The organism is Thalassococcus sp. (genome assembly GCF_982780845.1).
Genome location: NZ_CEYADA010000002.1, coordinates 191,864 through 216,631 on the forward strand (window position 1 = coordinate 191,864; position 24,768 = coordinate 216,631).

At 59.1% G+C, this 24,768-nt stretch carries 21 protein-coding genes; 11 read left to right on the plus strand and 10 right to left on the minus strand.

The genetic code is table 11. The annotated features are described in order from the left end of the window. The first annotated feature begins 1 nt into the window (after position 1). From lysA to AC4FIA_RS03195, 9 genes are all read left to right on the plus strand, one after another. Positions 2-1,267, plus strand: coding sequence for a diaminopimelate decarboxylase (gene lysA / locus AC4FIA_RS03155; RefSeq protein WP_490364682.1), 1,266 nt, complete (start codon positions 2-4; stop codon positions 1,265-1,267). Positions 1,268-1,306: 39 nt separating this feature from the next. Beyond that, a complete protein-coding gene (locus tag AC4FIA_RS03160; protein WP_490364683.1) occupies positions 1,307-3,919 on the plus strand; it encodes a TIGR02302 family protein in 2,613 nt (870 codons plus the stop codon). Between the two features lie 171 nt (positions 3,920-4,090). After that, the gene (locus tag AC4FIA_RS03165) at positions 4,091-4,675 is read left to right on the plus strand and encodes a TRAP transporter small permease (protein ID WP_287473344.1); all 585 of its coding nucleotides are present in this window, start codon (positions 4,091-4,093) and stop codon (positions 4,673-4,675) included. Next, positions 4,672-5,985 carry a TRAP transporter large permease gene (locus AC4FIA_RS03170; protein ID WP_490364684.1) on the plus strand — a complete coding sequence of 438 codons (1,314 nt, stop codon included), beginning with the start codon at positions 4,672-4,674 and terminating at the stop codon, positions 5,983-5,985. Before AC4FIA_RS03165 ends, AC4FIA_RS03170 begins: the two co-directional genes overlap by 4 nt. An 81-nt stretch (positions 5,986-6,066) precedes the next feature. Continuing rightward, positions 6,067-6,831, plus strand: a complete 765-nt coding sequence (locus tag AC4FIA_RS03175) for an SDR family NAD(P)-dependent oxidoreductase (RefSeq protein ID WP_490364685.1) — start codon at positions 6,067-6,069, stop codon at positions 6,829-6,831. A 12-nt stretch (positions 6,832-6,843) separates the two neighbouring features. Continuing rightward, positions 6,844-7,611 carry a crotonase/enoyl-CoA hydratase family protein gene (locus tag AC4FIA_RS03180; protein ID WP_490364686.1) on the plus strand — a complete coding sequence of 256 codons (768 nt, stop codon included), beginning with the start codon at positions 6,844-6,846 and terminating at the stop codon, positions 7,609-7,611. A 10-nt stretch (positions 7,612-7,621) separates the two neighbouring features. Then, complete coding sequence (locus AC4FIA_RS03185) at positions 7,622-8,092, plus strand: MarR family winged helix-turn-helix transcriptional regulator (protein ID WP_490364687.1); 471 nt, start codon at positions 7,622-7,624, stop codon at positions 8,090-8,092. A gap of 23 nt (positions 8,093-8,115) precedes the next feature. After that, entirely contained in the window at positions 8,116-8,991 is an 876-nt protein-coding gene (locus tag AC4FIA_RS03190) for an amidohydrolase family protein (RefSeq protein WP_488048918.1), read from the plus strand. Further along, positions 8,988-10,574, plus strand: coding sequence for an acyl-CoA dehydrogenase family protein (locus AC4FIA_RS03195; RefSeq protein WP_490364688.1), 1,587 nt, complete (start codon positions 8,988-8,990; stop codon positions 10,572-10,574). Before AC4FIA_RS03190 ends, AC4FIA_RS03195 begins: the two co-directional genes overlap by 4 nt. Positions 10,575-10,725: 151 nt before the next feature. On the opposite strand, the gene arfB is transcribed toward AC4FIA_RS03195, so the two are convergent. From arfB to AC4FIA_RS03225, 6 genes are all read right to left on the minus strand, one after another. Next, on the minus strand, positions 10,726-11,145 hold the full coding sequence (gene arfB / locus AC4FIA_RS03200; RefSeq protein WP_103910651.1) for an alternative ribosome rescue aminoacyl-tRNA hydrolase ArfB: 420 nt from the start codon (positions 11,143-11,145) through the stop codon (positions 10,726-10,728). Positions 11,146-11,408: 263 nt separating this feature from the next. Beyond that, complete coding sequence (locus AC4FIA_RS03205) at positions 11,409-12,059, minus strand: queuosine precursor transporter (RefSeq protein WP_490364689.1); 651 nt, start codon at positions 12,057-12,059, stop codon at positions 11,409-11,411. A gap of 64 nt (positions 12,060-12,123) precedes the next feature. Beyond that, on the minus strand, positions 12,124-13,020 hold the full coding sequence (locus AC4FIA_RS03210) for an esterase-like activity of phytase family protein (protein ID WP_490364690.1): 897 nt from the start codon (positions 13,018-13,020) through the stop codon (positions 12,124-12,126). Beyond that, positions 12,993-13,922: a penicillin-insensitive murein endopeptidase gene (gene mepA, locus AC4FIA_RS03215; protein WP_103910648.1), complete on the minus strand. Its 930-nt coding sequence runs from the start codon at positions 13,920-13,922 to the stop codon at positions 12,993-12,995. The genes AC4FIA_RS03210 and mepA overlap by 28 nt, the downstream gene beginning before the upstream one ends. After that, positions 13,919-15,286, minus strand: a complete 1,368-nt coding sequence (locus tag AC4FIA_RS03220) for an MFS transporter (protein ID WP_490364691.1) — start codon at positions 15,284-15,286, stop codon at positions 13,919-13,921. Before AC4FIA_RS03220 ends, mepA begins: the two co-directional genes overlap by 4 nt. A gap of 115 nt (positions 15,287-15,401) precedes the next feature. After that, positions 15,402-15,938, minus strand: a complete 537-nt coding sequence (locus tag AC4FIA_RS03225; protein WP_490364692.1) for an acyl-CoA thioesterase — start codon at positions 15,936-15,938, stop codon at positions 15,402-15,404. Between the two features lie 139 nt (positions 15,939-16,077). Between AC4FIA_RS03225 and AC4FIA_RS03230 the strand changes: the two genes are divergently transcribed. Together AC4FIA_RS03230 and AC4FIA_RS03235 are read left to right on the plus strand one after the other, a co-directional pair. Beyond that, complete coding sequence (locus AC4FIA_RS03230; protein WP_103910645.1) at positions 16,078-16,371, plus strand: YggT family protein; 294 nt, start codon at positions 16,078-16,080, stop codon at positions 16,369-16,371. A 134-nt stretch (positions 16,372-16,505) separates the two neighbouring features. Further along, positions 16,506-19,130 carry a PAS-domain containing protein gene (locus AC4FIA_RS03235; RefSeq protein WP_490364693.1) on the plus strand — a complete coding sequence of 875 codons (2,625 nt, stop codon included), beginning with the start codon at positions 16,506-16,508 and terminating at the stop codon, positions 19,128-19,130. Here the strand turns inward: AC4FIA_RS03235 and yaaA are convergent. The 4 genes from yaaA to AC4FIA_RS03255 all read right to left on the minus strand — a co-directional run bounded on the left by yaaA (position 19,073) and on the right by AC4FIA_RS03255 (position 24,655). Beyond that, entirely contained in the window at positions 19,073-19,840 is a 768-nt protein-coding gene (gene yaaA, locus AC4FIA_RS03240) for a peroxide stress protein YaaA (RefSeq protein ID WP_490364694.1), read from the minus strand. The genes AC4FIA_RS03235 and yaaA overlap by 58 nt on opposite strands. 63 nt (positions 19,841-19,903) lie before the next feature. After that, positions 19,904-21,955 (minus strand): DNA helicase RecQ, encoded by a 2,052-nt coding sequence (gene recQ, locus AC4FIA_RS03245; protein ID WP_490364695.1) that lies wholly within the window; start codon positions 21,953-21,955, stop codon positions 19,904-19,906. Between the two features lie 110 nt (positions 21,956-22,065). Next, positions 22,066-23,244, minus strand: coding sequence for an acetyl-CoA C-acyltransferase family protein (locus AC4FIA_RS03250; protein ID WP_490364696.1), 1,179 nt, complete (start codon positions 23,242-23,244; stop codon positions 22,066-22,068). Between the two features lie 76 nt (positions 23,245-23,320). After that, positions 23,321-24,655 (minus strand): mechanosensitive ion channel family protein, encoded by a 1,335-nt coding sequence (locus AC4FIA_RS03255; RefSeq protein WP_490364697.1) that lies wholly within the window; start codon positions 24,653-24,655, stop codon positions 23,321-23,323. Positions 24,656-24,768 lie beyond the last annotated feature (113 nt).

The following is a 24,768-nucleotide window of genomic DNA, read 5'->3' on the forward strand; positions in this document are numbered from 1 at the left end:
CATGGATCATTTTCTTTACCGCGACGGCCAGTTGTTTGCCGAAGACGTGCCTCTGACCGAGATTGCCGCAACCGTCGGCACGCCGGCCTATGTCTATTCCACGGCGACCCTGACGCGTCACTTCACCCTGTTTGACGAGGCTCTGTCTTGGGGGCCGCACATGGTTTGCTACGCGATGAAGGCGGCGTCCAATCAGGCGATCCTGAAAACGCTGGCTGAACTGGGCGCTGGCATGGATGTTGTGTCGGGTGGTGAATACGCCCGCGCCAAAGCCGCAGGTGTGGCCGGTGACAAGATCGTCTTTTCGGGCGTCGGCAAGACCGAGTTCGAAATCCGTCAGGCGCTGGAAGGTGGCATTCGCCAGTTCAACGTCGAAAGCGAACCCGAGCTTGAGGCGATTTCCAAGGTCGCAACATCCATGGGCGTCACAGCGCCCGTCACCATCCGTGTGAACCCCGATGTGGATGCGAAAACCCACGCAAAAATCGCCACGGGCAAGTCCGAGAACAAATTCGGCATCCCGATTGCCAAGGCGCGTCAGGCCTATGCCGACGCAGCCGCTATGCCGGGGATCGAGGTTGTGGGCATCGACGTGCACATCGGTTCGCAGTTGACCGAACTGGCCCCGTTCGAGGCCGCGTACAACAAGGTCGCCGAACTGACCGAGGCCCTGCGTGCCGATGGCCACGATATCCGTCGCCTCGATCTGGGCGGCGGTCTGGGCATCCCTTACACCCAGTCGAACGAAGCCCCGCCGCTACCCACCGATTACGGTGCGCTGATCCAGAAAACCGTTGGGCACCTTGGTTGCGAGGTCGAGATTGAACCCGGTCGTCTGATCGCGGGCAACGCGGGCATCCTGCTCAGCCGTGTGATCTATGTGAAAGAGGGTGAGGGCCGGAATTTCCTGATCCTTGATGCGGCGATGAACGACCTGATCCGCCCCGCCATGTACGAGGCGCACCACGACATCATCCCCGTGATCGAACCCGAACCGGGCCATGAACGCGTGACCTATGACATCGTCGGCCCTGTCTGCGAATCGGGGGATACCTTTGCCAAGGGCCGTGAAATGCCCAAACTTAAGGCAGGTGACTTGGTGGCTTTCCGCTCGGCCGGTGCATATGGCGCTGTGATGTCCAGCGAATACAACACACGCCCCCTTGTGCCCGAGGTTTTGGTGAAAGACGATCAACATGCTGTCATTCGTCAAAGACCAACCTTTGACGAAATAATTTCGCGCGATACCATTCCCGAGTGGCTGTAACGGCTTTCGTCGTCGGTCACGCCCCATAAGGGAGAGATCATGACCGATCCGAAGTCAGAGCAGAAAGACATTCTAGCGTCCATTCGGGTGCCGCTTTTGCTGACCCGCGCGGGCATGGTCTGTGAACGGATCGTGCGTGGTTTCTGGCCGCTGTGGTCTGTGCTGATCCTGACACTCGGGTTGCTGATGCTGGGCGTGCACGATCTGGTGCCGTTCTGGCTGGCTGCTGGTTTTCTTGGTTTGGCTGCCTTTGTCGCGCTGTGGTCGTTGGAACGGGGCATCAGGGCCTTTCGCTGGCCAAGCGAAGCGGGTGCGCTGTTGCGTTTGGATGCGACGATGGCGGGATCGCCTATTCAGGCAGTTCTGGATGATCAGGCTATAGGGTCGCAGGATGCGGCGTCTTCCGCTTTGTGGCGTGCGCATCAGGAACGCATGCGCAAAAAGCTGGCCGAGGCGCGGGCGGTTGAACCCGATCTGCGCGTGTCCAAGTCCGACCCCTTCGCCCTTCGCTATTTCGCCCTTTTGGTTTTGTTGACTGCACTTCTGTTCGGGTCCGTTCTGCGGGTTCAGTCGGTCACGGCTCTTGGCGGCACAGGCATCAGTCAGGCCACCGGCCCCACGTGGGAAGGCTGGATGGAGCCGCCGTCCTACACCGGCCTGCCGACGGTTTACCTGAACGATATCGAAGGCCCGATGCTGGCCGCACCTTATGGGTCCAAGCTGACCATGCGGTTTTATGGCGAACCCGGTGCGTTGGGCCTGAACGAAACGGTTAGCGGCAATCCCTTGCCGGATGATCCCGAAAATCCTGCAACCGCGTTTGATCTGACAGTCAAGCAATCCGGTCAGGTGGCTGTGGTTGGGGACAACGGCCGTATCTGGGACGTGGTCATGCAAGGCGACGCCAAACCGACGGTGGCGCGTGCCGGCGATTTTGAAGCAACCTATGAGGGCGAGGCATCCCTGCCGTTCACCGCAGCTGACGATTACGGCGTTGTCGCCGGTGTCGCGCGGATCGAACTGGCGTTGGGTGATGTCGATCGTCGCTATGGCCTGCGGATCGATCCCGAACCACAAGAAGCGCTGGAAATCCCGTTGCCGATGCCAATCGCCGGAACGCGGGCCGAGTTCACTGAAACGCTGATCGAGAACTATTCGAAACACCCGTGGGCCAATTTGCCCGTCACCGTGTCGCTGAGCGTCGAAGATGCCGCGCGTCAGGTCAGTTTTGCCGAACCAGAGGTTCTGAAACTTCCCGGTCGTCGGTTCTTTGATCCCTTAGCTGGTGCCATCATCGAACAGCGTCAGGCGCTGCTGTGGAACCGCGACAATGCCAAGATGATCGCACAGATTCTGCGGGCCGTATCGAACGACCCCAAGGACGTGTTCCGCGACGACGCTCAGTTCGACATTCTGAAAACCATTCTGGACCGTGTCGAAGGCTACCGCACCGCATCGCTAAGCGATGAAATGGTCACGGAACTGGCCGAAGACATGTGGAACCTCGCGCTTATTCTTGAAGAAGGCGATCTTGAGGATGCTCGCGAACGTCTTGAACGCGCGCAGGATCGTCTGGCCGAGGCCATGAAGAACGGTGCCAGCGAACAGGAAATCGCGGAACTGATGCAAGAACTGCGCGAAGCGACGGATGATTACATGCGCCAGCTTGCCCGCCGCAATCAGCAAGAGCGTGAACAAAACCCCGACAGCCAGCAAAGCCAGAGCCAAGAGGGCATGGAAATGTCCCAGAATGATCTTCAGGCGATGATGGACCGCATTCAGGAGCTGATGGAAGAAGGCCGCATGGCCGAAGCCCAGCAGGCCTTGGAAGAACTTCGCCAGATGATGGAGAACATGCAGGTCACCGAAGGTCAGGGCCAAGGCCAGCAGTCGCCGGGTGAACAGGCGATGGACGATCTGGCAGAAACCCTGCGCGAACAGCAGGACCTGTCGGATCAGGCGTTCCGCGATCTTCAGGAGCAGTTCAATCCGGGGCAGCAGAACCAAGGTCAGCAAGGACAACAGGGCCAACAGCAGGGTCAGGGCCAGTCGGGCCAGCAAAACGACGGGCGTGGTCAGGATCAACAAGGTCAGGGCCAAGGCGAAGGCGATGAAGAGGGACAGGAAGGCCAAGGCGGCCAGCAGTCCATGGAAGAAACCCTTGCTGAACGCCAGCGCGCCCTGCGCAATGAATTGGGCCGCCAGCAGCGCAACCTGCCCGGTGAAGGGACCGAGGCAGGCGAAGCCGCGCGCGATGCGCTGGAACGTGCCGAACGGTCGATGGAAGGCGCGGAAGACGCGCTGCGCGAAAACGATCTGGCCGAAGCGATTGATCAACAGTCCGATGCCATGGAAGCGCTGCGCGAAGGGATGCGCAACCTTGGTGAAGCCATGGCACAAGAGCAGGGCCAACAGGGACAACCCGGCCAACAGGGCACAGCCCAAGGTACAGAACAGGGTAACCAGCGCGATCCGTTGGGGCGTGATTCCGGATCGAATGGCGAGGTCGGAACAGAGGAATCCTTGCTGCAAGGTGAGGATGTCTACCGCCGTGCCCAAGAGCTTCTGGATGAAATCCGGCGGCGGACTGGCGACACGGAACGTCCTGAAATTGAACGGGAATATCTGGAGCGTCTGCTAGACAGGTTCTAAGATCTACTGGCCTGCGCCTTTGCGCTGGACAGGAATGATTGTATCATATAACTATTTTCTCATGATATGTGCCGTGGCAAGAGCTGCGGCACTTTTTTCCAGGTGGGGTAGGGAGGCCTTCGTGAAAAAACGTATCATTACAATCGAGCTGTGTGCCGATGGGCGGTGTCTATGCTGACGCTGGTTGAGAAAATTGCCCGCTTTACCGCAATTCTTGGTGGCTTGATCCTGACAGTGCTGGTTGTGCTGACATGTATCAGCGTCATCGGTCGGGGTCTGAACACCTTTGGACATTCCGACTTTCTCGAGGCCTATGCCCCTGCGTTTGGTGACATGCTTCTGGCGACCGGCGTCGCGCCGATCACAGGCGATTTTGAGCTGGTCGAAGCAGGCGTCGCCTTTGCGATCTTCAGCTTTCTGCCGATCTGCCAACTGTACGGAGCGCATGCGACGGTCGATATCTTTACGTCCATGCTGTCCAAGCGCGTGAACGAAGTGCTGATGATCGTCTGGGAAATCGCCCTGACCGCTATCGTCATTCTGATCACATGGCGTCTGTTCGAAGGTATGCAGGACAAGATGAAATACGGCGAGACGACGTTCTTGCTGCAGTTCCCGATTTGGCAAAGCTATGCGGCCAGCCTTGTACCCGCAGTCATCGCATCGCTTGTCGGCGTCTACTGTTCGTATGCGCGTATCATCGGCTTTGTCACAGGCCATACCCCGTTGCCTAACTCTGAGGGGGCAGTCCATTGACCAATCTTGAATTGGGGTACATGTCGTTCCCCGTCCTTCTGCTGCTTATCTTTCTGCGTGCGCCGATTGGTTTGGCGATGCTGATGTGCGGCATCGGTGGCCTATGGATGGTCATCGGCACGCCGAACATGTTCCTGGCCAAGCTGAAGACAGAAACCTACACAACGTTTTCGAGTTATTCGCTGACCATCATTCCGATGTTCTTGCTGATGGGCCAGTTTGCGACCCTGTCGGGCATGTCCACATCGCTGTTCAAGGCCGCGGAATCGTGGCTGGGTCACCGTAAGGGTGGCGTGGCGATGGCGGCTGTTGGCGCCTGTGCGGGTTTCGGTGCGATCTGCGGATCGTCGCTGGCAACCGCCGCCACCATGAGCCGCGTGGCGCTGCCTGAACTCAAGCGCTACGGCTACTCCGGCGGGTTTTCGACCGCGACTTTGGCGGCTGGTGGTACGCTGGGCATCCTGATCCCGCCGTCCGTGATCCTTGTGATCTATGCGATCCTGACCGAACAGAACATCGCCAAGCTTTTCTTGGCGGCGTTCATTCCGGGCATCCTGGCGGCGATCGGATATATCATCACGATCTCGATCTACGTGCGTCTGAACCCCGGTAGTGCTGGCACGCGCGAACCTATTCCCTATGCAGAACGCTTTGCGGCGCTGGTCAAAGTCTGGCCTGTGATGACCGTGTTCCTGCTGGTTGTGGGCGGTATCTATCTGGGTTGGTTCACGCCGACCGAAGGCGCGGCTGTTGGCGCTGCGGGAACAGGGATCGCTGCACTTCTGTCGGGCAACCTGACATGGAAGATTTTCATGGAGTCGATCATTGCCACGGCAACGGCGACTGCGATGATCTTCTTCATCGTATTCGGTGCGGGTTTCTACAACTCGTTCCTCGCGCTTAGTCAGGTTCCGCAGGAACTGTCGATGTGGGTTGGCGGTTTGGGCCTGAGCCCGTGGTCGATCCTTACGATCATCCTGATCTTCTATCTGGTGTTCGGTTGTCTGATGGATTCGCTGTCGATGATCCTGCTGACCATTCCGATCTTCTTCCCGGTCATCTCGGCGCTGGATTTCGGTATGAGCACGGAACACATGGCGATCTGGTTCGGTATCCTTGTGCTGATCGTGGTCGAGGTCGGATTGATCACGCCGCCGGTCGGGATGAACCTGTTCATCATCAACTCGATGGATCGGGAGACCCCGATGATGGAGACCTACAAAGCGGTCATGTACTTTGTGACGTCCGACATTGTGCGGGTCATCATTCTGGTGCTGTTCCCGTCGATCACACTGTTCCTGATACCTTAAAACTGTTTCGGAAGCCCCGTCTGCGGGGCTTCCTTTGGCGAACATGGATATAACGCATAATCAAATTTCGGAGGGCCAAAGATGAAGCTTACTGGAAACACAGCATTGGTCAGCGGCGGCGCGAGCGGCCTTGGCGCGGCGACAGCGCGCAAATTTGCAGCCGAAGGCGCAAAGGTCGTTGTGCTGGACTATAATCTGGACGCGGCAAAGGCGGTTGCGGACGAAATCGGCGGTTTTGCCGTGCAGGCCGATGTGGGCTCTGCCGATGCGGTCGAAGCAGCGGTGAACGCGGCAACCGATTGGCTGGGCGGTCCGGCCCGTGTGGCAGTGAACTGTGCGGGCATCGGTCTTGCTGCGCGTATTGTGGGCCGTGAAAACAAATTGTCTATCGACATGTTCGAACGCACGATCCGCGTGAACCTGATGGGCACCTACAACGTCATGAGCTTTGCAACACGCGCCATGATGGATCTGGAGCCCGAAGAAGACGGTCAGCGCGGTGTTGTGATCAACACAGCCTCGGTTGCGTACCAAGACGGCCAGATCGGCCAGTCGGCTTATTCGGCCTCCAAGGGTGCGATCGCAGCGATGTGCCTGCCCGCCGCCCGCGAATTCGCCCGCAGCGGTATCCGCGTGATGGCAATCGCGCCGGGCCTGTTTGAGACCCCGATGATGGAGGGCCTGCCCAAAGAAACCACGGCGGCGATCACGGCGAACATCCCGTTCCCGCACCGTCTGGGCATGCCGGCGGAATACGCCCAGCTGGCGACCCACATTGTCGAAAACGCTTATCTGAACGGCTCGACCATTCGTCTGGACGCTGCTGTTCGTCTTCCCCAACGCTGATCCGAGGCACTTATGACCGAACCTCTCGTAAAAATTGATATCGATGGTGAAATCGCCATTCTGACCATGAACCGCCCGGACAAGCGCAACGCCATGTCCGACGCGCTTCTGGAAGAAATCGATGCGTTCTTCAGAAACGTGCCGGAAGGTGTGAAGGTCGCTGTTCTGACGGGCACCGCAGGCCATTATTGTTCGGGTCTGGATCTGGCCGAAGCCAAGCAGCGCGACGCCGAGGGCATCGTGCGCCATTCCCGTGGCTGGCACGCTGTCATGGACCGTATCCAGTTCGGCGGTCTGCCGGTCGTGTCCGCCATGTTCGGCGCGGTCATTGGTGGTGGTCTGGAACTGGCGACATCGACGCATGTGCGTATCGCCGAACCTTCGACCATCTTCCAGTTGCCCGAAGGCCGTCGCGGTATCTTTGTTGGCGGTGGCGCCAGCGTTCGTGTCGGTCGCATTCTTGGTGCGGACCGCATGATCGAGATGATGCTGACGGGCCGTAAATACGGCGCGGAAGAAGGCAAGGCACTGGGTCTGACCCATTACGTGGTCGAAGAAGGCAAGGCACTGGAACTGGCGCTGGAGCTGGCACGCAAGATCGCCAAGAACGCGCCGCTGTCGAACTATGTGATGATCCAGGCGCTCGCGCGGATCGAAGACATGTCCAAAGCCGACGGTCTGTTCACAGAAAGCCTGTGCGCCGCCCTGACGCAAACCAGCCCCGACGCGCAAGAAGGCCTTGCTGCCTTCCTTGAAAAGCGTACGCCAACGTTCCGGTAAAGCCATGTCAGTGTCTGACAAACTCGACTGTAAGTCACAGCAAGGCGCCCATGCGAATGTATTGCATGGGTTTACCGGCTATCACCTGCGCTGTGCATGGCAGGTCGTGCAGGCAGACCTGATGCAAGTGCTCAAGTCGCTGGATTTGCGTCTGGCGACCTATTCGACCTTGCTGCTGATCGCGGAAACGCCGGATCAGCGGCAGTCGACACTGGCCGACACACTGGGCATCGAACGCCCGAATTTCGTGGCCATCGTAGAAGAACTGGAACGCCGTGGTCTGATCACCCGCACACGTGATCTGGATGACCGCCGTGCCTATTGCCTGAACGCCACCAGCGCAGGTCTGGCCCTTGCGGATCAGGCTGTGAAAGCCTGTCAGGCCCATGAAGAAAAGCTCTTTGGCCAATTGTCGGCTGAAGACCGTGCGCAGCTTGACCGCATTCTGCGCCAATTCCGAACATTTGAATCCGGCCGCTAGGCCATCAGGATCAGGAGCCGATTATGATTGATGTAAACAAGGTCCGTGCGATCGACATCCACACCCACGCCGAAGAACCCTGCGGCTGCCACGCGGATGACGGTTATGATGATCTGCAGTCCACGATGGCCAAGTATTTCCGCGCGCCTTGGGACCATCCGCCGACGATCCCCGAAACGGCTGCGCATTTCCGCGAACAGAACATCGCGGCGGTGATCTTCCCCGTCGATGCGGAACGCGAAACCGGCTATCGCCGCTATTCGAATGACGAAGTCGCTGAACTGGTCAAACAGAACGACGACATCCTGATCCCCTTCGCATCCATTGATCCGCACAAAGGCAAGATGGCCGTCCGAGAAGCGCGCCGGATCATCCGTGAATACGGCATCAAGGGCTTCAAATTCCACCCGACGTTCCAAGGCTTCTATCCGAACGAACGCTTTGCCTATCCGCTGTACGAAGTCATTCAGGAAGAGGGCTGCGTTGCCCTGTTCCACACTGGCCAGACAGGTGTCGGATCGGGCATGCCGGGTGGCAACGGGATGCGTCTGAAGTTTTCCAACCCGATGTATCTGGATGATGTTGCCGTCGATTTCCCCGACATGAAAATCGTCGCCGCGCACCCGTCCTTCCCGTGGCAGGAAGAGGCGCTGGCCGTCGCCCAGCACAAGCCCAACGTCTACATCGACCTGTCCGGCTGGTCGCCCAAGTATTTCCCTGAAATCCTTGTGCGTTACTGCAATTCAATCCTGCGCAAAAAGGTTCTCTTCGGCTCTGACTGGCCGATGATCACACCCGAGCGCTGGTTGAAGGATTTCGAAAGCATCGCCATCAAGGACGAGCTGCGCGAAGACATCATCAAGAACAACGCAGCGCGCCTTTTGGGGCTGATCGAATGACCGAGTTCCGCGCCCCTTTGGACGACATCCTGTTCACCCTGAACCACGTCGCGGATGCGGGGAAGCTGGATGAATACGACGCCGAACTGAGCGGCGAGGTCGCCAGCCATTTCGCGGCCTTCGCCGAGGGCGAGATTGCGCCGTTGAACCTGATCGGCGACCAGCAAGGCGCACGCCTTGAAAACGGGCGCGTGCGGATGCCGGATGGCTATATCGAGTGCTATCGTGCGTTTGTTGAGGCCGGTTGGCCGTCGCTAACCGCGCCCGAGGAATTTGGCGGGCAGGGCATGGATGCACTGACGCTTGCCATCACGTCCGAGATTTATTCGGGCGCGAACCATTCCTTGCAGATGGTGACCGGTCTGGTGCCCGGCGCGATCCGGACGCTGATCAATTTCGGCACGGATGAGCAGAAGGCGCGTCACATGCCGTTGTTGGCGGATGGGACGTATCTGGTGACCATGGCGCTGACGGAACCGGCGGCGGGGTCTGACCTGTCTGCTGTCCGGTGCCGCGCCGAACAGGATGGCGACGTCTGGAAGATCACCGGTGAAAAGATCTTCATCTCGGGCGGTGATCAGGACATGTCGGACAAGATCTTGCATCTGGTTCTGGCGCGCACCTCGCCCGAAGGGATCAAGGGCCTGTCGCTGTTCCTTGTGACGTCTGAAAAGACTGACGGCACACGCAACGACGTCACCGTCACGCGGATCGAAGAAAAGATGGGCCTTCATGCCTCGCCCACCTGCCAACTGGCATTTGACGGGGCCGAGGCCGAGCTGATCGGCGGTTTGGGCAACGGCCTTAAAGCGATGTTCACCATGATGAACCACGCCCGTCTGGACGTGGCGCTGCAGGGTGTTGCGCATTCGTCCCGCGCTTATGACATCGCCCGGACCTACGCTGAAACGCGCAAACAGGGCCGTCCGGCGGATGGCAGCCCTGCCATGCTGACCGACCACGCCGATGTCACCCGTATGCTGCGCGAAATTGATGCCGCCGGTCTTGGTGGCCGTGCGCTGGCACATATGGCGTTTGTTGCGCTGGAAAGCGGTGAAAACCCCGATCTGGTGGACTTCCTGACGCCTGTTGCCAAAGTGGCCTGCACCGAGGCCGCGACCCATGCCGCATCCACCGCGATGCAGGTGCTGGGCGGCTATGGCTACCTTCAGGAATATCATGCTGAACAGACATGGCGCGATGCCCGCATCTGTGCGATTTACGAAGGTGCCAACGGCATTCACGCCCGCGTTCTGGCAACACGCCTGTTGCCTGCGGCTGCGGGCAAGGCGTTTGATGCGTTCCTTGAGCAGGAACTGGCGGAAACTGCGGCGTTGGCCCCGGTCGTCGGGTCATGGCGTGAAGCGCGGGACGTGATCCTGTCGCAGTCCGATGCCAGCCCGTTGGCCCATGATTTCATGCAACTGACCGCACAAACCGTTCAGGCCTGCCTGTGGCACCGCATGCTGAAGGTTGCCGACCAACACCCTGATCCCGCCCGGATCAAGGCAACGGCGGAATACGCTCTGTCCCAGATCGCAGCCTTCGCGCCTGCCTACGCAGGGCTGGTGCGCGCCGCCTAAATCGTTCGTGGGTTAACGAGTTTTTAAACACCCGCAGCGGGATTAACGCTGCGGATGTTTTCTTTTGCAAGGCTGCGCCGCGTAATTCTGATACTTGGTGGTAATCAAGGCCAGAGGCGCACCTGCTGATCCCAATCAGTAAAGCTGCCCATCAATCCGGATCGACCTTGCCGCGCATGGCTTTGACCTCTCCACGTTCTTTCTTGGCCTTCAGGCGGCGTTGCTTGGAGCCGTATGTGGGTTTGGTCGCGATCCGGCGTTTGGGCTTTTCCAGCGCTTTCAGGATCAGCTCGCGCAGCCGTTCGCGGGCGATTTCGCGGTTGCGCGCTTGGGACCGCGTGTCTTCGACCTGAAGGATAAGCGCCCCTTCCTTGGTCCAGCGACGTCCGGCAATCCGGCGCAGGCGGTTTTTGACGGGCTCGGGCAGGTTCGGCGAACGGGCCGCCTCAAAGCGCAATTCTACTGCCGTCGACACCTTGTTGACGTTCTGGCCACCGGGGCCAGAGGACCGGACGAACTGTTCAGTCAGTTCCCAGTCTTCGATGGATATGGCGTCGTTGATCCGTAGCATGACGTTTACATAGTGCAGGAAATCGAAAAGGGCTGCCCGCTTTGCGAACAGCCCTTCGAGAACTCAGGAGGTGGGGCCGGTTAGGCACACACCAATTCGGGATTTTCTATCCTAGGGGGCTGCCCCTAAGTCAGCGTCCTCCGAACTGTTCCGACACCTCGCTCCAATGTATCTCTAACCACTGGATCACCTCCTTTCAGCTGTTGATAAACGCAAGATGATGTTGGCATGGATTGTCCAAACCACAAAATACTTTTTTACGTTCAGCTTTGAGTTGATGTTCCCTTTGCCCAAGAAACGATCAAACGGAACGGGATCAGGGCGATCAGAGCGATCGCCATTTTCACCAACCAGTCCGCAAGCGCCAAAGTCACCCATAGCGGTGCTTCAGGGCCTGAAAGCAGCAATGGAACGCTGTCCCAAGCCCAGTTGATGTCGGCGTCTGCGGCCTCTCCGAAGACCGAAATCGACTGCGAAAAGGCGATGGAAAAGAAAAGGGCTGTGTCCAAAGCGGAACCAATCACACTGGACACAAGCGGCGCGCGCCACCAGCTTCCGGCGCGAATGCGGTCGAAGACGGCCACATCGGTCAGTTGGGCAATCAGAAACGCGATGCCGGACCCGACCGCGATACGCAGCGGAACGGCAGCGTATGTATAGCCGTCACCCTGCAACATGATCTGGCTGCCGATCAGCGAACAGATCACGCCCACGATAAAGCCGGCGAACACCACGCGACGGGCGGCGGCGACGCCGTACAGGCGGTTCATCAGGTCCGTGACAAGAAACGCGAAGGGATAGGTGAAAGCGCCCCAAGTCAGAAGGCCATCAAGGATCAGGAACTGGACAAGGACGTTCGAGGCAACAACGATTGCTGCCATGGCGATTACGCCGGGAAGGTATGTGCGGGTCATGTCAGGCTATGCCTTTGTGATTGCGGAACAGGGGCCGATACAATCTAGGCTGCCGCGACACAAGCTATTGCGTCAAACGATAATCGACGATCTCGGTGCGCTGGAAGGATTTGAAGTTGTCGTCGGCAATCATCGTGATGCGGATCGCGCCGTCATTGTCCTGCCAGACCGAGATGCCTTCCAGATTGTCGTGAACGCCGATTGACGTCACCAAAAGGGTCGCGCCATCCGCGATGCCGGATTGATTTGGTGGAAACCGCCGGATGCGGCTTTGAAAACCGAAGCCGTTAAAGCCCCGTTCCAGAACATACAGCCATCCATCGGGGCCAAAGTCTGCCCCGACAGGAAGGAAACTTCCGCTTCGTGACATTTCAAAGGCGACCTGCCAGTTTTTCCCGTCATAGCGCCAGACAGGAAAGGGGCGTGTCAGTTTGCCGGACCGTTCCGGCAGCGTGTAAAGGCGCCCTTCGCTATCGACTGCCAGTGCCTCAAGGCCGGAGTTGCTTTGAAGACCCGCAAAGTCCGGTGCCGAAGGAACGGCGGTGACATGCCCGTCGGTTCGATATTTCAAAATCCGGTTCGCGCTTTCAAACGAGACGTAAAAATCGCCACCTTCCGCAAGAGCGAGCCCTTCAGAGTCTGTCTGACGTTCGCCCAAGGGGCCATCTGGTCCGGACAATTTTGACAGGACCGCACGTTCAACGCGGATCACGCGCCCTGCGGGATCACGGACAAACCGGCCTTTGGTGATGTTTCCCTTGTCGGTCAGCGCAACAAAGCCTGTTCCGGTGTCATCCAGTTCAAGCGCGGAAAAGCCGCCAAAGTCTGTGTGATCAGGGCCGTCAGCGGTCCACACTTTGGCCCCGACAAAAACGGCGCGGGCTGGTTCGCCCGCGTCCGAGTTCAGCGAAAAAAGGCCAAGTACAACCGCGCTTATCGCGCCGAGAGTACGCTTGCGCATTGTGCAGGCAAATCCCCGAGTGTGATTTCACGTTTGGGCTTGGGCTTGGGCGCGTTCGGATCCGGCGGCGGTGGGTTCAGGATGTTGTTGACCCATTCCTGCGCGTCCGCGCATCCATCGCCCGCAGGCGGCGGTGCCTGATCCACACAGCCGCGCGCGTCCTTGGGGCAGGCCAGACGAACGTGGAAATGATAGTGGTGGCCGTACCACGGACGGATTTTGCGCAGCCAGCTCCGGTCGCCCTTTTCATCTTTGCACATCTGCACTTTGGCACCGGGGAAGATGAAGATCCGCGCGACACGCGGGTCGCTTGCGGCGGCTTTCAGGATGTTGTGATGCGCGCGGGTCCATTGATCATTGGTGAAGGCCCCGTTCGCGCGTCGCATCGAGATGGACGAGATATTTTCGCGTTCGGTCGTAGACAGGTTCAGCCGGTCAGCGGGGCGTAGCCAGATGTCGGCGTCCAAACCGATCTGGTGACTGGCGTGACCCGTCAGCATCGGGCCGCCACGAGGCTGGCTGATGTCACCGATATATAGCCCGCTCCAGCCCGGCTGTTTTGCGGCCTTGGCGCTCAGGTCTTTGATAAAGTCGATGGCCTCGGGTTGGCCCCAGTTGCGGTTGCGGGACAGGCGCATCGCCTGCCATGTGGGGCCTGTTTCCGGCAGCATCACGTTGCCAGCGGCACAGCCCTTGGCATAGCCGCCAAAAGGTTCGGATCGCTGGTTTGATGCGATGCGTTCCGCCCCGAACAGCTGTTTGGCGCTTTTCGACGAAATGACGGATGAGATTGCGGTCGCGCGGGGCGCGGACTTTGCGGCTTCTAGGTTGCGCGACGGCTGGCTGCCGCCGCAGGCCGTCAAGCCGACCAATGCGGTAATCAAAAATGCGGTACGGATCATTCTGCTCGTTCTCCGTTGGGATGTACCCAACGTAGCAGAAAAAGCCCCAGCGCGAAAAGGATGATCACCGGAATATAGCCCAACTGATTGCTCTGCGTCCAAGATGTGAACACCGCGACCAGAGCAGGGGCCAGAAACGCGGTGGCGCGGCCGGTCAGGGCAAATAGGCCAAACGCCTCTGTCGCGTTTTCGGGCGTGCAGTGGCGCACCATCATAGACCGAGAAGCCGAATACATCGCGCCACCAGCGCCGCCGATGGCAGCGCCGCAGAAGTAGAATACGATGTCCGGTACAAGCGACCCTTCGGCCAGCGGGATGCCGAACAGGCTTTCGCGCGACATGCCGACGACGACAAGACAAACGCCGATCAGAACCCAGATGGAGAAGATGATGACAGGCTTGGGGCCAAGCCGCGCATCGGCGATGCCACCCACCCAGCTAAGGATTGCAGCCGCGATCGCCGCGATGATGCCGAAGACGCCGATCTGGATCACGGTCCAGTCCAGCACAAGGTTCGCGTATACGCCGCCCGCGCTATAGAGCATCGTCAGGGCGTCACGGTAGAACATCGACCCCAGAAGAAAGCTGCCATAAGACCGCTTGCGGAACGCGGCGCGGATGCTGGCCCAAAGGCGGCTAAGCGCTACACCGACACCACCGCGGTTCTGTGTCGGGGTGTCTTTGGTCCACATGAAAAACGGGATCACAAAGATCACAAACCAGATCGCGATGAACGGGCCAACGGCACGGGTGCCTTCGCGCGTTTCAGGATCAAGGCCAAGGATCGGTTCAATCCCGATCAGCGTTTTGCCGGTCACTTCGTTTTCCGCAAACAGCAGCAGCATGATGAACAGCGACAGCACGCCACCCCAATAGCCAAACGCCGTTGCCCCGCCACTGATGCGGCCCGCCTCTTCGGTTTCGCCCAGTGATGGCAGGATCGAGTTATAAAGCGCAAAAGCGGATTCCGAGGCGACAAAGCCCACCCAGAACAACAGCAGCGCCATCATCAATCCGGTTCCATCTGCCTGCAGGTTCCACAGCATAGCCGAGCAGACCACTGCGACGGCGATAAAGGCATAGAACCACGGCTTGCGACGTCCCGTTGCACCAGCCCAAGCGCCGATAAATGGTGCCGAGAACGCGATTACCAGACCCGCAATCGCCTGCGCGCCGGTCCACAGCTCTTGCGCCTGAACGCGGGCGGCATCGTCGCCCATGCCTTGGGCAATAAAGTAGCCCACAGCGACGGCGGCAAAGTAGGGTCCGAAGATAAAAGTCAGGCCGAGGGTGGCATAGGGCTGTTGCGCCCAGTCGAACCACATCCAGCCCCAAATACGCTTTTTCGCTGAAATCTCGGCCATAGGTCCGACCTCCCGTTCGGTACGACGTTTCGTCGATAGAACAGAGAGGCCGCTGGTTTAGCAAGCACTGCCTTTGAAAGCGCCGTAAGGGAAACCTATCGGGGTGCTGTCTGTGTCAGTCCTGCATCGGGGGCCAAGGGCGCTTTGCCTCGGCGTCCGACCATGCCTTGATCCAGTCGGGCATCTCGGGGGATGCCACGTTCAGCCCCATCGCCGTTAGCACGCGTTCGGGCGACACAATACCGTTCTTATCGGTGATCGCAGTGCGGAACAGTGCATGGCTGGAACATTCGCCGTTCGACAGCCACATGCTTTGTTCGACATACAGGAACTTGTCGTCCCAGCAAGCCAGACGCGACTTCATTTCGATCTTGGCAAACATCCGGACACGGCGGCGATAGCGCACAGACGACCCCGCAACCGTCAGGCCCCATTTGTTGTCGCGCAATGCCTTTGTCAGACCCCCGCGCATCGCAAGCGGGATGCGGCCCAGATCGTAAATCGTCAGGGTGCGCCCGTTGTTCAGTTCCCACCAAAGGTCCAGATCCCACGGCCAGCAGATATGATGCGACACATGGGTTTCACCCATACCAAGCGGCGTTGCCCGCGCGTTGACGAAGATATCTTTGGCCAGTCGAATGAACGGATACATATGGAAACTCCTTCGGCCCAGCCGTGTCGTTGATCGCCCAGAGGGTCAAGGCCCGACCTAGCGGCACTTGTCCTTTTGACACAGGCCCCTTACCTAAAAGGGCGCGTAAACACGCACTTGCAATAAGGACAGGCACCACATGCAATCCCTTTTCCAGATTTTGATGCTTCTGCTGGACGTCGCTTGGTTTTTCATCATTGCCCATGTGGTCATGAGCTGGCTGATCAATTTTCAGGTGCTGAACCTGCGCCAGCCGATCGTTGCGCAAATCTGGTACGGGCTGAACCGTCTGCTGGAACCGGTCTATTCCCGCATCCGTCAGTTCATGCCGCAGACTGGCGGGCTTGATCTGGCGCCGCTGGTTGCGCTGCTGGCGCTTTATGCGCTGCGGATCATTCTGGCGAACAACGCGGGCGCGTTTTACGGCTACTGACGTGTGATTGCCTAAAATCTTACGGGCTTTTTTGCCGCGCCGGGTGTTCCGGCGCGGTTTTTGTTTTTTCGGGTTAAAGGGATGTTCACTGCCAGCGGCGCAGGATCGTACGGTCAGTTAAGGATGACCCGACTTTGGACGAACTGCTCGCGAAAGAACGCCGCGCCCGTCTGGCTGCTGAACGGCGGCTGGAACAGAAAGAGGCCGAACTCATGGCTGCCAACCGGCGGTTGGGTCAGCATTCGCGCGACCTGACGCTGGAAATCGGCGCGACCCGCCGCAAGGTGGCGGCGATCGAGGACGAAAAGAAAGACGTTCTGAACCGTCTCGGCCATGCGGTCGAAAAAATGCAGGTCGTCGAAAGCCAGCTTTGGAAAGCGCTTGAGGCGATGCGCGACGGCTTTGCCATGTTCGGCGAAGACGGGCGGTTAGAGGTGGCCAACCATGCGTTCCGCAACATTTTCGACGACTTGGAAATGGTGCGCACCGGTGTCGGCTACCGCACGTTGATCACGCTTATGGCGACCGAAGGTCTGGTCGATCTGGGGCGGGAAACACCGCACCAATGGATCAGCCGCATCGGCGATCTGTGGATGTCCGATCAGTTTGAACCACAGACCCTGAAAATGTGGAACGGACGTTTTCTGAAACTGCAAAACCAGCGGACGGCTGATGGCGCGGTTGTGTGTCTGGTGGTCGATATGACCGACCTGATGCGCATGTGGGCCGCCGTTTCTGAACTTCCTGACGGGTTCGTGCTGTACGATGCCGAAGACCGGTTGGTCATGTGCAACGATCGCTATCGTAGATTCTATCACAGAAGCGCCGAGTCGATGGTTCCCGGTGCTCAGTTCGAAGACATCATCCGCTACGGGCTGGATCACAACCAATACCCCGAGGCGATAGGGCGGGAAGAGGCATGGCTTGCCGAACGTATGGCGCATCATCAGAAACCCGAAAACGTTCTTGAGCAGCGGCTTGAAGGCGGTCGCTGGGTACGGGTGTTTGAAAAGCAGACATCGGACGGCGGGCGCGTGGGGCTGCGGGTTGATATCACCGCGCTGAAAGAGACCCAGAAAGATCTGGAATCCGCGATGGAACGAGCCGAGGCCGCCAACAGGGCCAAATCGTCGTTCCTTGCGAACATGAGCCACGAAATCCGCACGCCGATGAACGGCGTTGTTGGCATGACCGAACTGTTGATGGACACAGGGCTGACATCGGAACAGCGGCTCTATACCGAAACCATTCGCAACTCGGGCGAAGCGTTGTTGGCGATCATCAATGACGTTCTGGATTACTCCAAGATCGAGGCCGACAAGCTGGAATTGCGCCCGGAAGAGTTCGATTTCGAACGACTTCTTAACGAAGTGATCATGCTGCTTCAGCCGTCGGCCAAGGATAAAGGTGTCGCGCTGCGGGTCGATTATGATCTGTTCCTGCCCACCTGTTTTGTCGGTGACGGCCCACGCTTGCGTCAGGTGCTGACCAACCTGATCGGCAATGCGGTGAAGTTTACGCTGGAAGGCAGCGTCACGATCCGCGTCGTGGGGATTGAGGCCGGGCCACAAACCGCGCTGCATGTGACGGTCGAAGACACGGGCATCGGCATTCCGAAGGACAAAATCGACCACATCTTTGGCGAATTCAATCAGGTTGAAGAGGAACGCAATCGCCAGTTCGAAGGCACGGGGTTGGGGCTGGCCATCACCAAGCGTCTGGTCGAATTGATGGAAGGCAATATCTGGGTCGACAGTGTCGAAGGGAAGGGGTCGTGTTTCGGCTTCCGCGTGTCTTTGCCAACCGCGGCTGAGTCCGAGAATACAGTCGGATTGGTCGAACTGGATGTCGGCCGCGCGGTGATCGTTGACTCCAATTCACACACCCGTAGCATCCTGTCGCGGCGGCTTCAGATTTGGGGCGTTGAAAGCCAGTCTTACGCGAATATCAATGCTTTGGACCTGAACACTGTGGATGCGGATGTGCTGTTTCTGAGCGACGGGCAGGACAGCGCATCGTCTGTGCAGATGGCCAAACGGATCAGGGCGCAGGGCTTTGCACATCCGATCGTCGCGTTTTCCGAGAACGCGGATCAGATCAGTCAGGACGGGGCAGAACTATTCCATGCCCTACTGCCGGTGCCAGCCCCGCGCGGCGATGTTCTTGAAGCGCTAAAAAGGATCGAACATGTTCCGGCGCCAATTCCTTTGCGCGAAAGGTCAGAGCCAGAGCCTGAAGCCGATCAGCCCATCGAACAAACGCCAGAACCAGAAGCCTTAGCGAGCGCAAAGCAGGTTCAGGACACCCCCGATCCCGCCGAAGAAGCACCCAGCAAAACACTGGATGTTCTGCTAGCCGAGGACAACAAAACAAACCAACTGGTCTTCTCGAAAATGGTGAAGGCGATGCCGATCACATTGCGCGTCGCCAACAACGGGGAAGAGGCCGTTGCCGCCTACCAAGAGCAGCGACCGGACCTGATCTTTATGGATATCTCGATGCCCCGCATGGACGGCAAGGAAGCGACGCAGAAGATCCGCGAACTCGAAGGCGATGGCCGGCGCACACCAATCATCGCGGTGACGGCCCACGCGCTGGTGGGCGACCGCGAGGCGATCATGTCAGCGGGTCTGGATGATCACATCACCAAACCGGTACGCAAGGACAGCATCGCGGGCATGATCGACAAATGGGCGCAGGATCACTCGGGCGAACGCAAGAACGCGGGTTTGTCTTCGGTCGAAAGTTCAGGCGAATAGACATAGCCGCCAGTGTCGAAGTCCAGCAGGCTTTCGGGCGACGTAATCCGGTTCTGGATGATGTAGCGCGCCATCGCGCCGCGTGCCTTTTTGGCGTAGAAGCTGACAATCTTCGGCGTGCCGTTTTTGTCTTCGAAAAATTGCGGCGTGACGACCTTCATCTTCAGCGTTTTGACCGGCACCGCGCCGAAATATTCCTGACTGGCGCAGTTCACCAAGACGTCTGAACCGATCTCTTCGGCCTGCGCATTCAGCGCCTTTGCCAGATCGTCGCCCCAGTAATCATAAAGCGATTTTCCGCGACGGGTTTTCAGACGCGATCCCATTTCCAGACGGTATTGCTGAATCGCATCCAAGGGTCGCAGTACGCCGTAAAGGCCGGACAGAATGCGTAAATGATCCTGTGCCCAAGCCATTTCGTCGTCGTCCAAAGACGCAGCCTCGAGCCCTTGATAGGTGTCGCCCGCAAAGGCCAACGCGGCGGGGCGGACGGCGTCGGCGTCCGGTTCGGCGGCGTAGGATTTGAAACGGTCGCGGTTCAGCTTGGCCAGATCATCGGACAGGTCCATCAGACTTTTCAGGTCGCCCAGTGTCAGATTGCGCATGGTTTTCGCCAGTCGCATCGCGTCTTCGCCAAAGGCGGGTTCGGTCATGTCTACCTGACGTTCGGCCCAATCCAGTCGCTTTGCAGGCGAAATCACAACCAGCATCTTAAACTCCGTTCCATTTGTTCCGGTGCAGATGTAGCCCGCCTGCGTCCGAAGGAAAACCGCTTAGCCCGCGCGAAGGATGTCAAGGAACGCGTCGCCGAACCGTTCCATGCGCTTGTCATCCAGAACCTGCGCCAGCCCGTATTCTTCGGTTGGGCGGCGGTCGGCGATTTTGGCCAGTTGCGAGGCAGAACAGGACAGCGGTTTCAGCGTGCCGCATTCGCCGCGCGACAGGTCTGCCTGAGCGGCCAGCAGTTGATCGTAAAGGCTACCTGCAGCGCGCCCGGCCAGCTTTCGCCGTTGCGGGTGCAGCTTTTCGGCCTCGCCCGCGATGACTTCGAGAAAGGCCGCGCCGTAGCGTTCCAGTTTCTTCGCGCCGACACCGGAAATCCGCGCCATGTCGTCCATGGTTTGGGGGCGGTTTTCAGCCATTTCGATCAGCGTGCGGTCGGCGAAAATGACGTATGCGGGAGCACGGGCAGCCTCGGCCAATGCGCGGCGCTTGGCCTTGAGCGCGGACAGCAGCGGCGCGTCTTCGTCGCTGACCAAAGTCTTTACAGCAGGGCGGCGGTTGCGGGCGCGGTCGATGATATCACGGCGGAGCGTGATCGTCGTTTCGCCGCGCAGCAGGGGCAGTGCGTCGTCGGTCATCACCAATGCGCCGTGACGTTCCGCATCGGGGCGCATCAGATCGTGACCCATCATTTGACGGAACACGGCCTGCCATTGTGTCCGGCTCAGGTCTTTGCCAACGGCAAAGGTCGGCAGTGCATCATGGCCGCGTTCCTTGACCTTGTCGGTCATGTTGCCTGTCAGAATGTCGATCAGATGGCCGCTGCCAAAGCTTTCGTTGGTGCGCAGCGCGGCGGATAACGCTTTACGAACGGCTTCGGTCCCGTCGAAGGTTTCCGGCGGACTGTCGCACAGATCGCAGGCACCACAGGGTTCGGCCTCTTCCCCGAAATAGCGCAGCAGGCGGACCCGGCGGCAGGAAATCGCCTCGGCCAGACCCAAAAGCGCGTTCAGGCGACCATGATCGGCTGCACGGCGTTCTGGTGGGGCAAGGCCTTCGTCAATCTGGGCGCGGCGCAGGCGGATGTCGTCGGGACCGTACAGCGTCAGCGTCTCGGACGGGGCGCCATCGCGGCCCGCGCGACCGATTTCCTGATAATAGGCTTCGATGCTTTTGGGCAGGTCCGCATGGGCGACCCAGCGGATATCGGGTTTGTCGACACCCATCCCGAACGCGACGGTCGCCACCACAACCAGCCCGTCCTCGGTGGCAAAGCGTTCTTCAACGCGGCGTCGGTCGGTGGGCTCCATCCCGCCGTGATAGAAACAAGCGGTATGGCCGTCGTCGATCAGTGCCTTGGACAGGGTTTCCGTCTTAGCGCGGGTGCCGCAGTAAACGATGCCCGACTGGCCGCGTCGCGCGCCTGCGAAATCAAGGATCTGACGGCGGGGGCCGTCCTTGGGCTGAAACGCAAGATGGATGTTCGGGCGGTCAAAGCCGCGCAGGAAGGTCTGCGGTTGTTCGCCACCAAACAGACGTTCGACAATCTCGGCCTGCGTTTCCTGATCGGCGGTCGCGGTGAAGGCCGCCAGCGGCACACCCAAAGCGCGGCGCAATTCGCCGATGCGCAGGTAGTCTGGGCGGAAGTCATGGCCCCATTGGCTGACGCAGTGTGCCTCATCCACGGCGATCAGTGTCACGCCCGCCTCGGCCAGCATGCGCTGCGATCCACCTGAAGCCAGACGTTCCGGCGCAAGGTACAGCAGCTTCAGCGAACCGTCGTGCAACTGGTCCCAGACGGCGTTATTTTCCTCATCCGTATTGCCGGATGTCAGCGCACCGGCGGCAACGCCCGCTTCGCGCAGGGCGCGGACCTGATCGCGCATCAGGGCGATCAGTGGGGAAATCACGACGGTCAAACCGGATCGCATTAGTGCGGGAAGCTGGTAGCACAGGGATTTGCCGCCGCCCGTGGGCATGATCGCCAGAACGTTCTGGCCAGCGGTCACAGCTTCGACAATCTCGCCCTGACCGGGTCGAAACGTGTCGAATCCGAAGATTTCGCGCAATAGCGCGTCGTGACCGGTAAGATCGCGGGGCATGGGGCCTGTTCGTGACTACATCTGCTCTTTCAGCCAGAGTCGCATACCAGTGCTTGGTGAACAAGACCTTGAAGGGGTCGCAGATGCCCGCGACCCCAAAGATTTTCAGATCAGATACGTTCGATCGCCAGCGCGATGCCCTGACCGCCGCCGATGCACATGGTGATCAGCGCGCGTTTGCCGCCGATACGTTCCAGTTCGTACAGCGCTTTGACCGTGATGATCGACCCAGTCGCACCCACAGGGTGACCCAGCGCAATCGCGCCGCCGTTCGGGTTTACCTTGGCCGGATCAAGGCCCAGACCTTTGTTCACGGCCAGCGCCTGCGCGGCAAAGGCTTCGTTCGATTCAATCACGTCAAAGTCCCCTGCCGACAGACCGGTCCGTGCGAACAGGTTTTCAACGGCAGGAACGGGGCCGATGCCCATCACCTCTGGGCGGACGCCTGCGTGGGCGTAGCCGATCACACGGGCGCGAGGGGTCAGGCCTGCGGATTCCGCGGCACCTGCGCGCGCCAGAACCAGCGCCGCGGCGCCATCGTTGATACCGGATGCGTTGCCCGCAGTGACGGTGCCGTCCTTTTTGAACACGGCCCGCAGACCAGCGAGCTTTTCAAGCGATGTTTGCTTGGGGTGTTCATCTGTGTCGAAGGGCACCATGTCGCGTTTGACCTTTACTTCGACCGGAACGATCTGGTCCTTGAAGTAACCGGCCTCAATCGCCTTGGCGGCACGTGTCTGGCTTTCCATCGCAAAGGCATCTTGTGCTTCGCGGCTGATGTCGTGTTCTCCGGATACGTTTTCGGCGGTCACACCCATGTGGCCCGTGCCGAAGGGGCAGTTCAATGCGCCCAGCATCATGTCCAATGCGCGCACATCGCCCATTTTCGCGCCCCAGCGGGCGTCGGGCAGGATGTAGGGCGAGCGTGACATCGCCTCGGCCCCGCCGGCCAGTGCGAAATCGGCGTCACCCAGCATCAGCGACTGAACCGCAGACACGATGGATTGGGCGCCGGAACCGCAAAGGCGGTTCACGTTCATCGCAGGTGTCGTGTCGGGGATGCCCGCCTGGATCGCCGCAACGCGGCTCAGGTACATGTCGCGCGGTTCGGTGTTGATGACGTGGCCAAAGACGACGGTGCCGATCTGTGCCGGATCTACGCCCGCGCGTTCCATCGCGGCCTTGGATGCAACGGTTGCTGTGTCGATAGGTGTGGTGTTGGCAAGACTGCCGCCAAAAGTGCCGATAGCTGTCCGTGCACCGGACAGGATGACGATATCGTCAGACATGGAATCCCTCCCTCAAGAATTGATCTGACTATGGGCTGTGCAAGGGGGGATGTCAGTCGAAACGTTCCGTCAGAAGTCAATCCAATGTGCGGGTGTCCAATTGGGACCCTTCCAGCATGCGCACTTCGCGCTGCGGGAAGGGGATGGAAATGCCGTTTTCCTGAAATGCATCCCATAGCGCCAGATAGACGTTGCCGCGAATATTGGTCAGGCCTTCAACAGGGTCTTTGATCCAGAACCGCAGGATATAGTCCACGCTGCTGTCACCAAAGCCCACGATGTGGCAGACGGGCTTTTTCCAGTTCAGAACGCGGTCCGTGTTGGCGGCGGCATTGATCGCGATTTGACGCACCTTGTGGGGATCATCGCCATAAGCGGTGCCAAAGAACAGGTCGATCCGGACGTAGTCGTTAGAGTGGGACCAGTTCACCACCTGACCTGTGATCAGGTCTTCGTTCGGGATCAGGTATTCCTTGCCGTCGCGGGTGTTGATCGACACGTAGCGCGCGCCAAGCGAATTGATCCAACCGAATGTATCGCCCAGCGAAATCACGTCACCGGGTTTGACAGATTTATCCAGCAGGATGATCACACCCGACACAAGGTTCGACACGACCTTTTGCAGACCAAAGCCAAGGCCGACACCGATGGCACCCGACAGAACGGCCAGACCGGTCAGGTCAACGCCGACAATTTTCAGCCCCATAAAGAAAGCCGAGCCATACAGCACCAGTTGCAGGAACTTGATCGCCAGTTCCTGCATCGAACGCGAAATTTCATCGTTGGCGCGAATGCGGGCTGTGCTGGTTGTTGCGATAAAGCGGGCAGCCGCGACGAGAACGATCAGAATGGCAACTGCTTGGATCACCAGCCATACAGAAAACCGAGTTTCGCCAATGTTGATCGCCAGGCTGTCCAGAATGCTGCGCGTTTCATCGGTCAGATTCAAGATCGACAGTGTAACCCAAGCCCACGCACCATAGCGCACCAGACCACGGATAAAGCTGTTGTTGATCAGCCGCGTCGCAAAGGCGATCAGCAGCCACGCAGTCGCAAGGTTTGCCACGATGGCCAGCAGATAGGACCGCGACGGCCATGTGATTTCGCGCATCACCGCGACAGTGATCCAGATCAGCGCGACAAACAGGATCATCCGTATCCGGCGATGCAGCACCAGACCAATGCGCAACCGCCACTTTGGCCAGTTGTCCCGCGACCGAAGCCAATTGTGGAAACTGGGCCGGATCATCGCCGCCAGAAGGTGGGCCACCACGAAAACCCCGATCACAATCGCGATCTGATATGCGTTCCAAGGACGGATCAGCATGTTGGCCAGCGCTTCGAACCGGTCGATGGCCGAGGTGGCGACCTGTGTCAGGTTCTCAATCGGGGCGGTCGTTTCTGGTTCCATTCCACTGTCCTTGGTTGTTCCTTCTAATCTTGCATGGGTTGGCGATAAGGCAAGCACAATTGATTTACAGGGCCATTCGCAGACTCAGGTTGCGAGACTCAGGACCAAGGTGT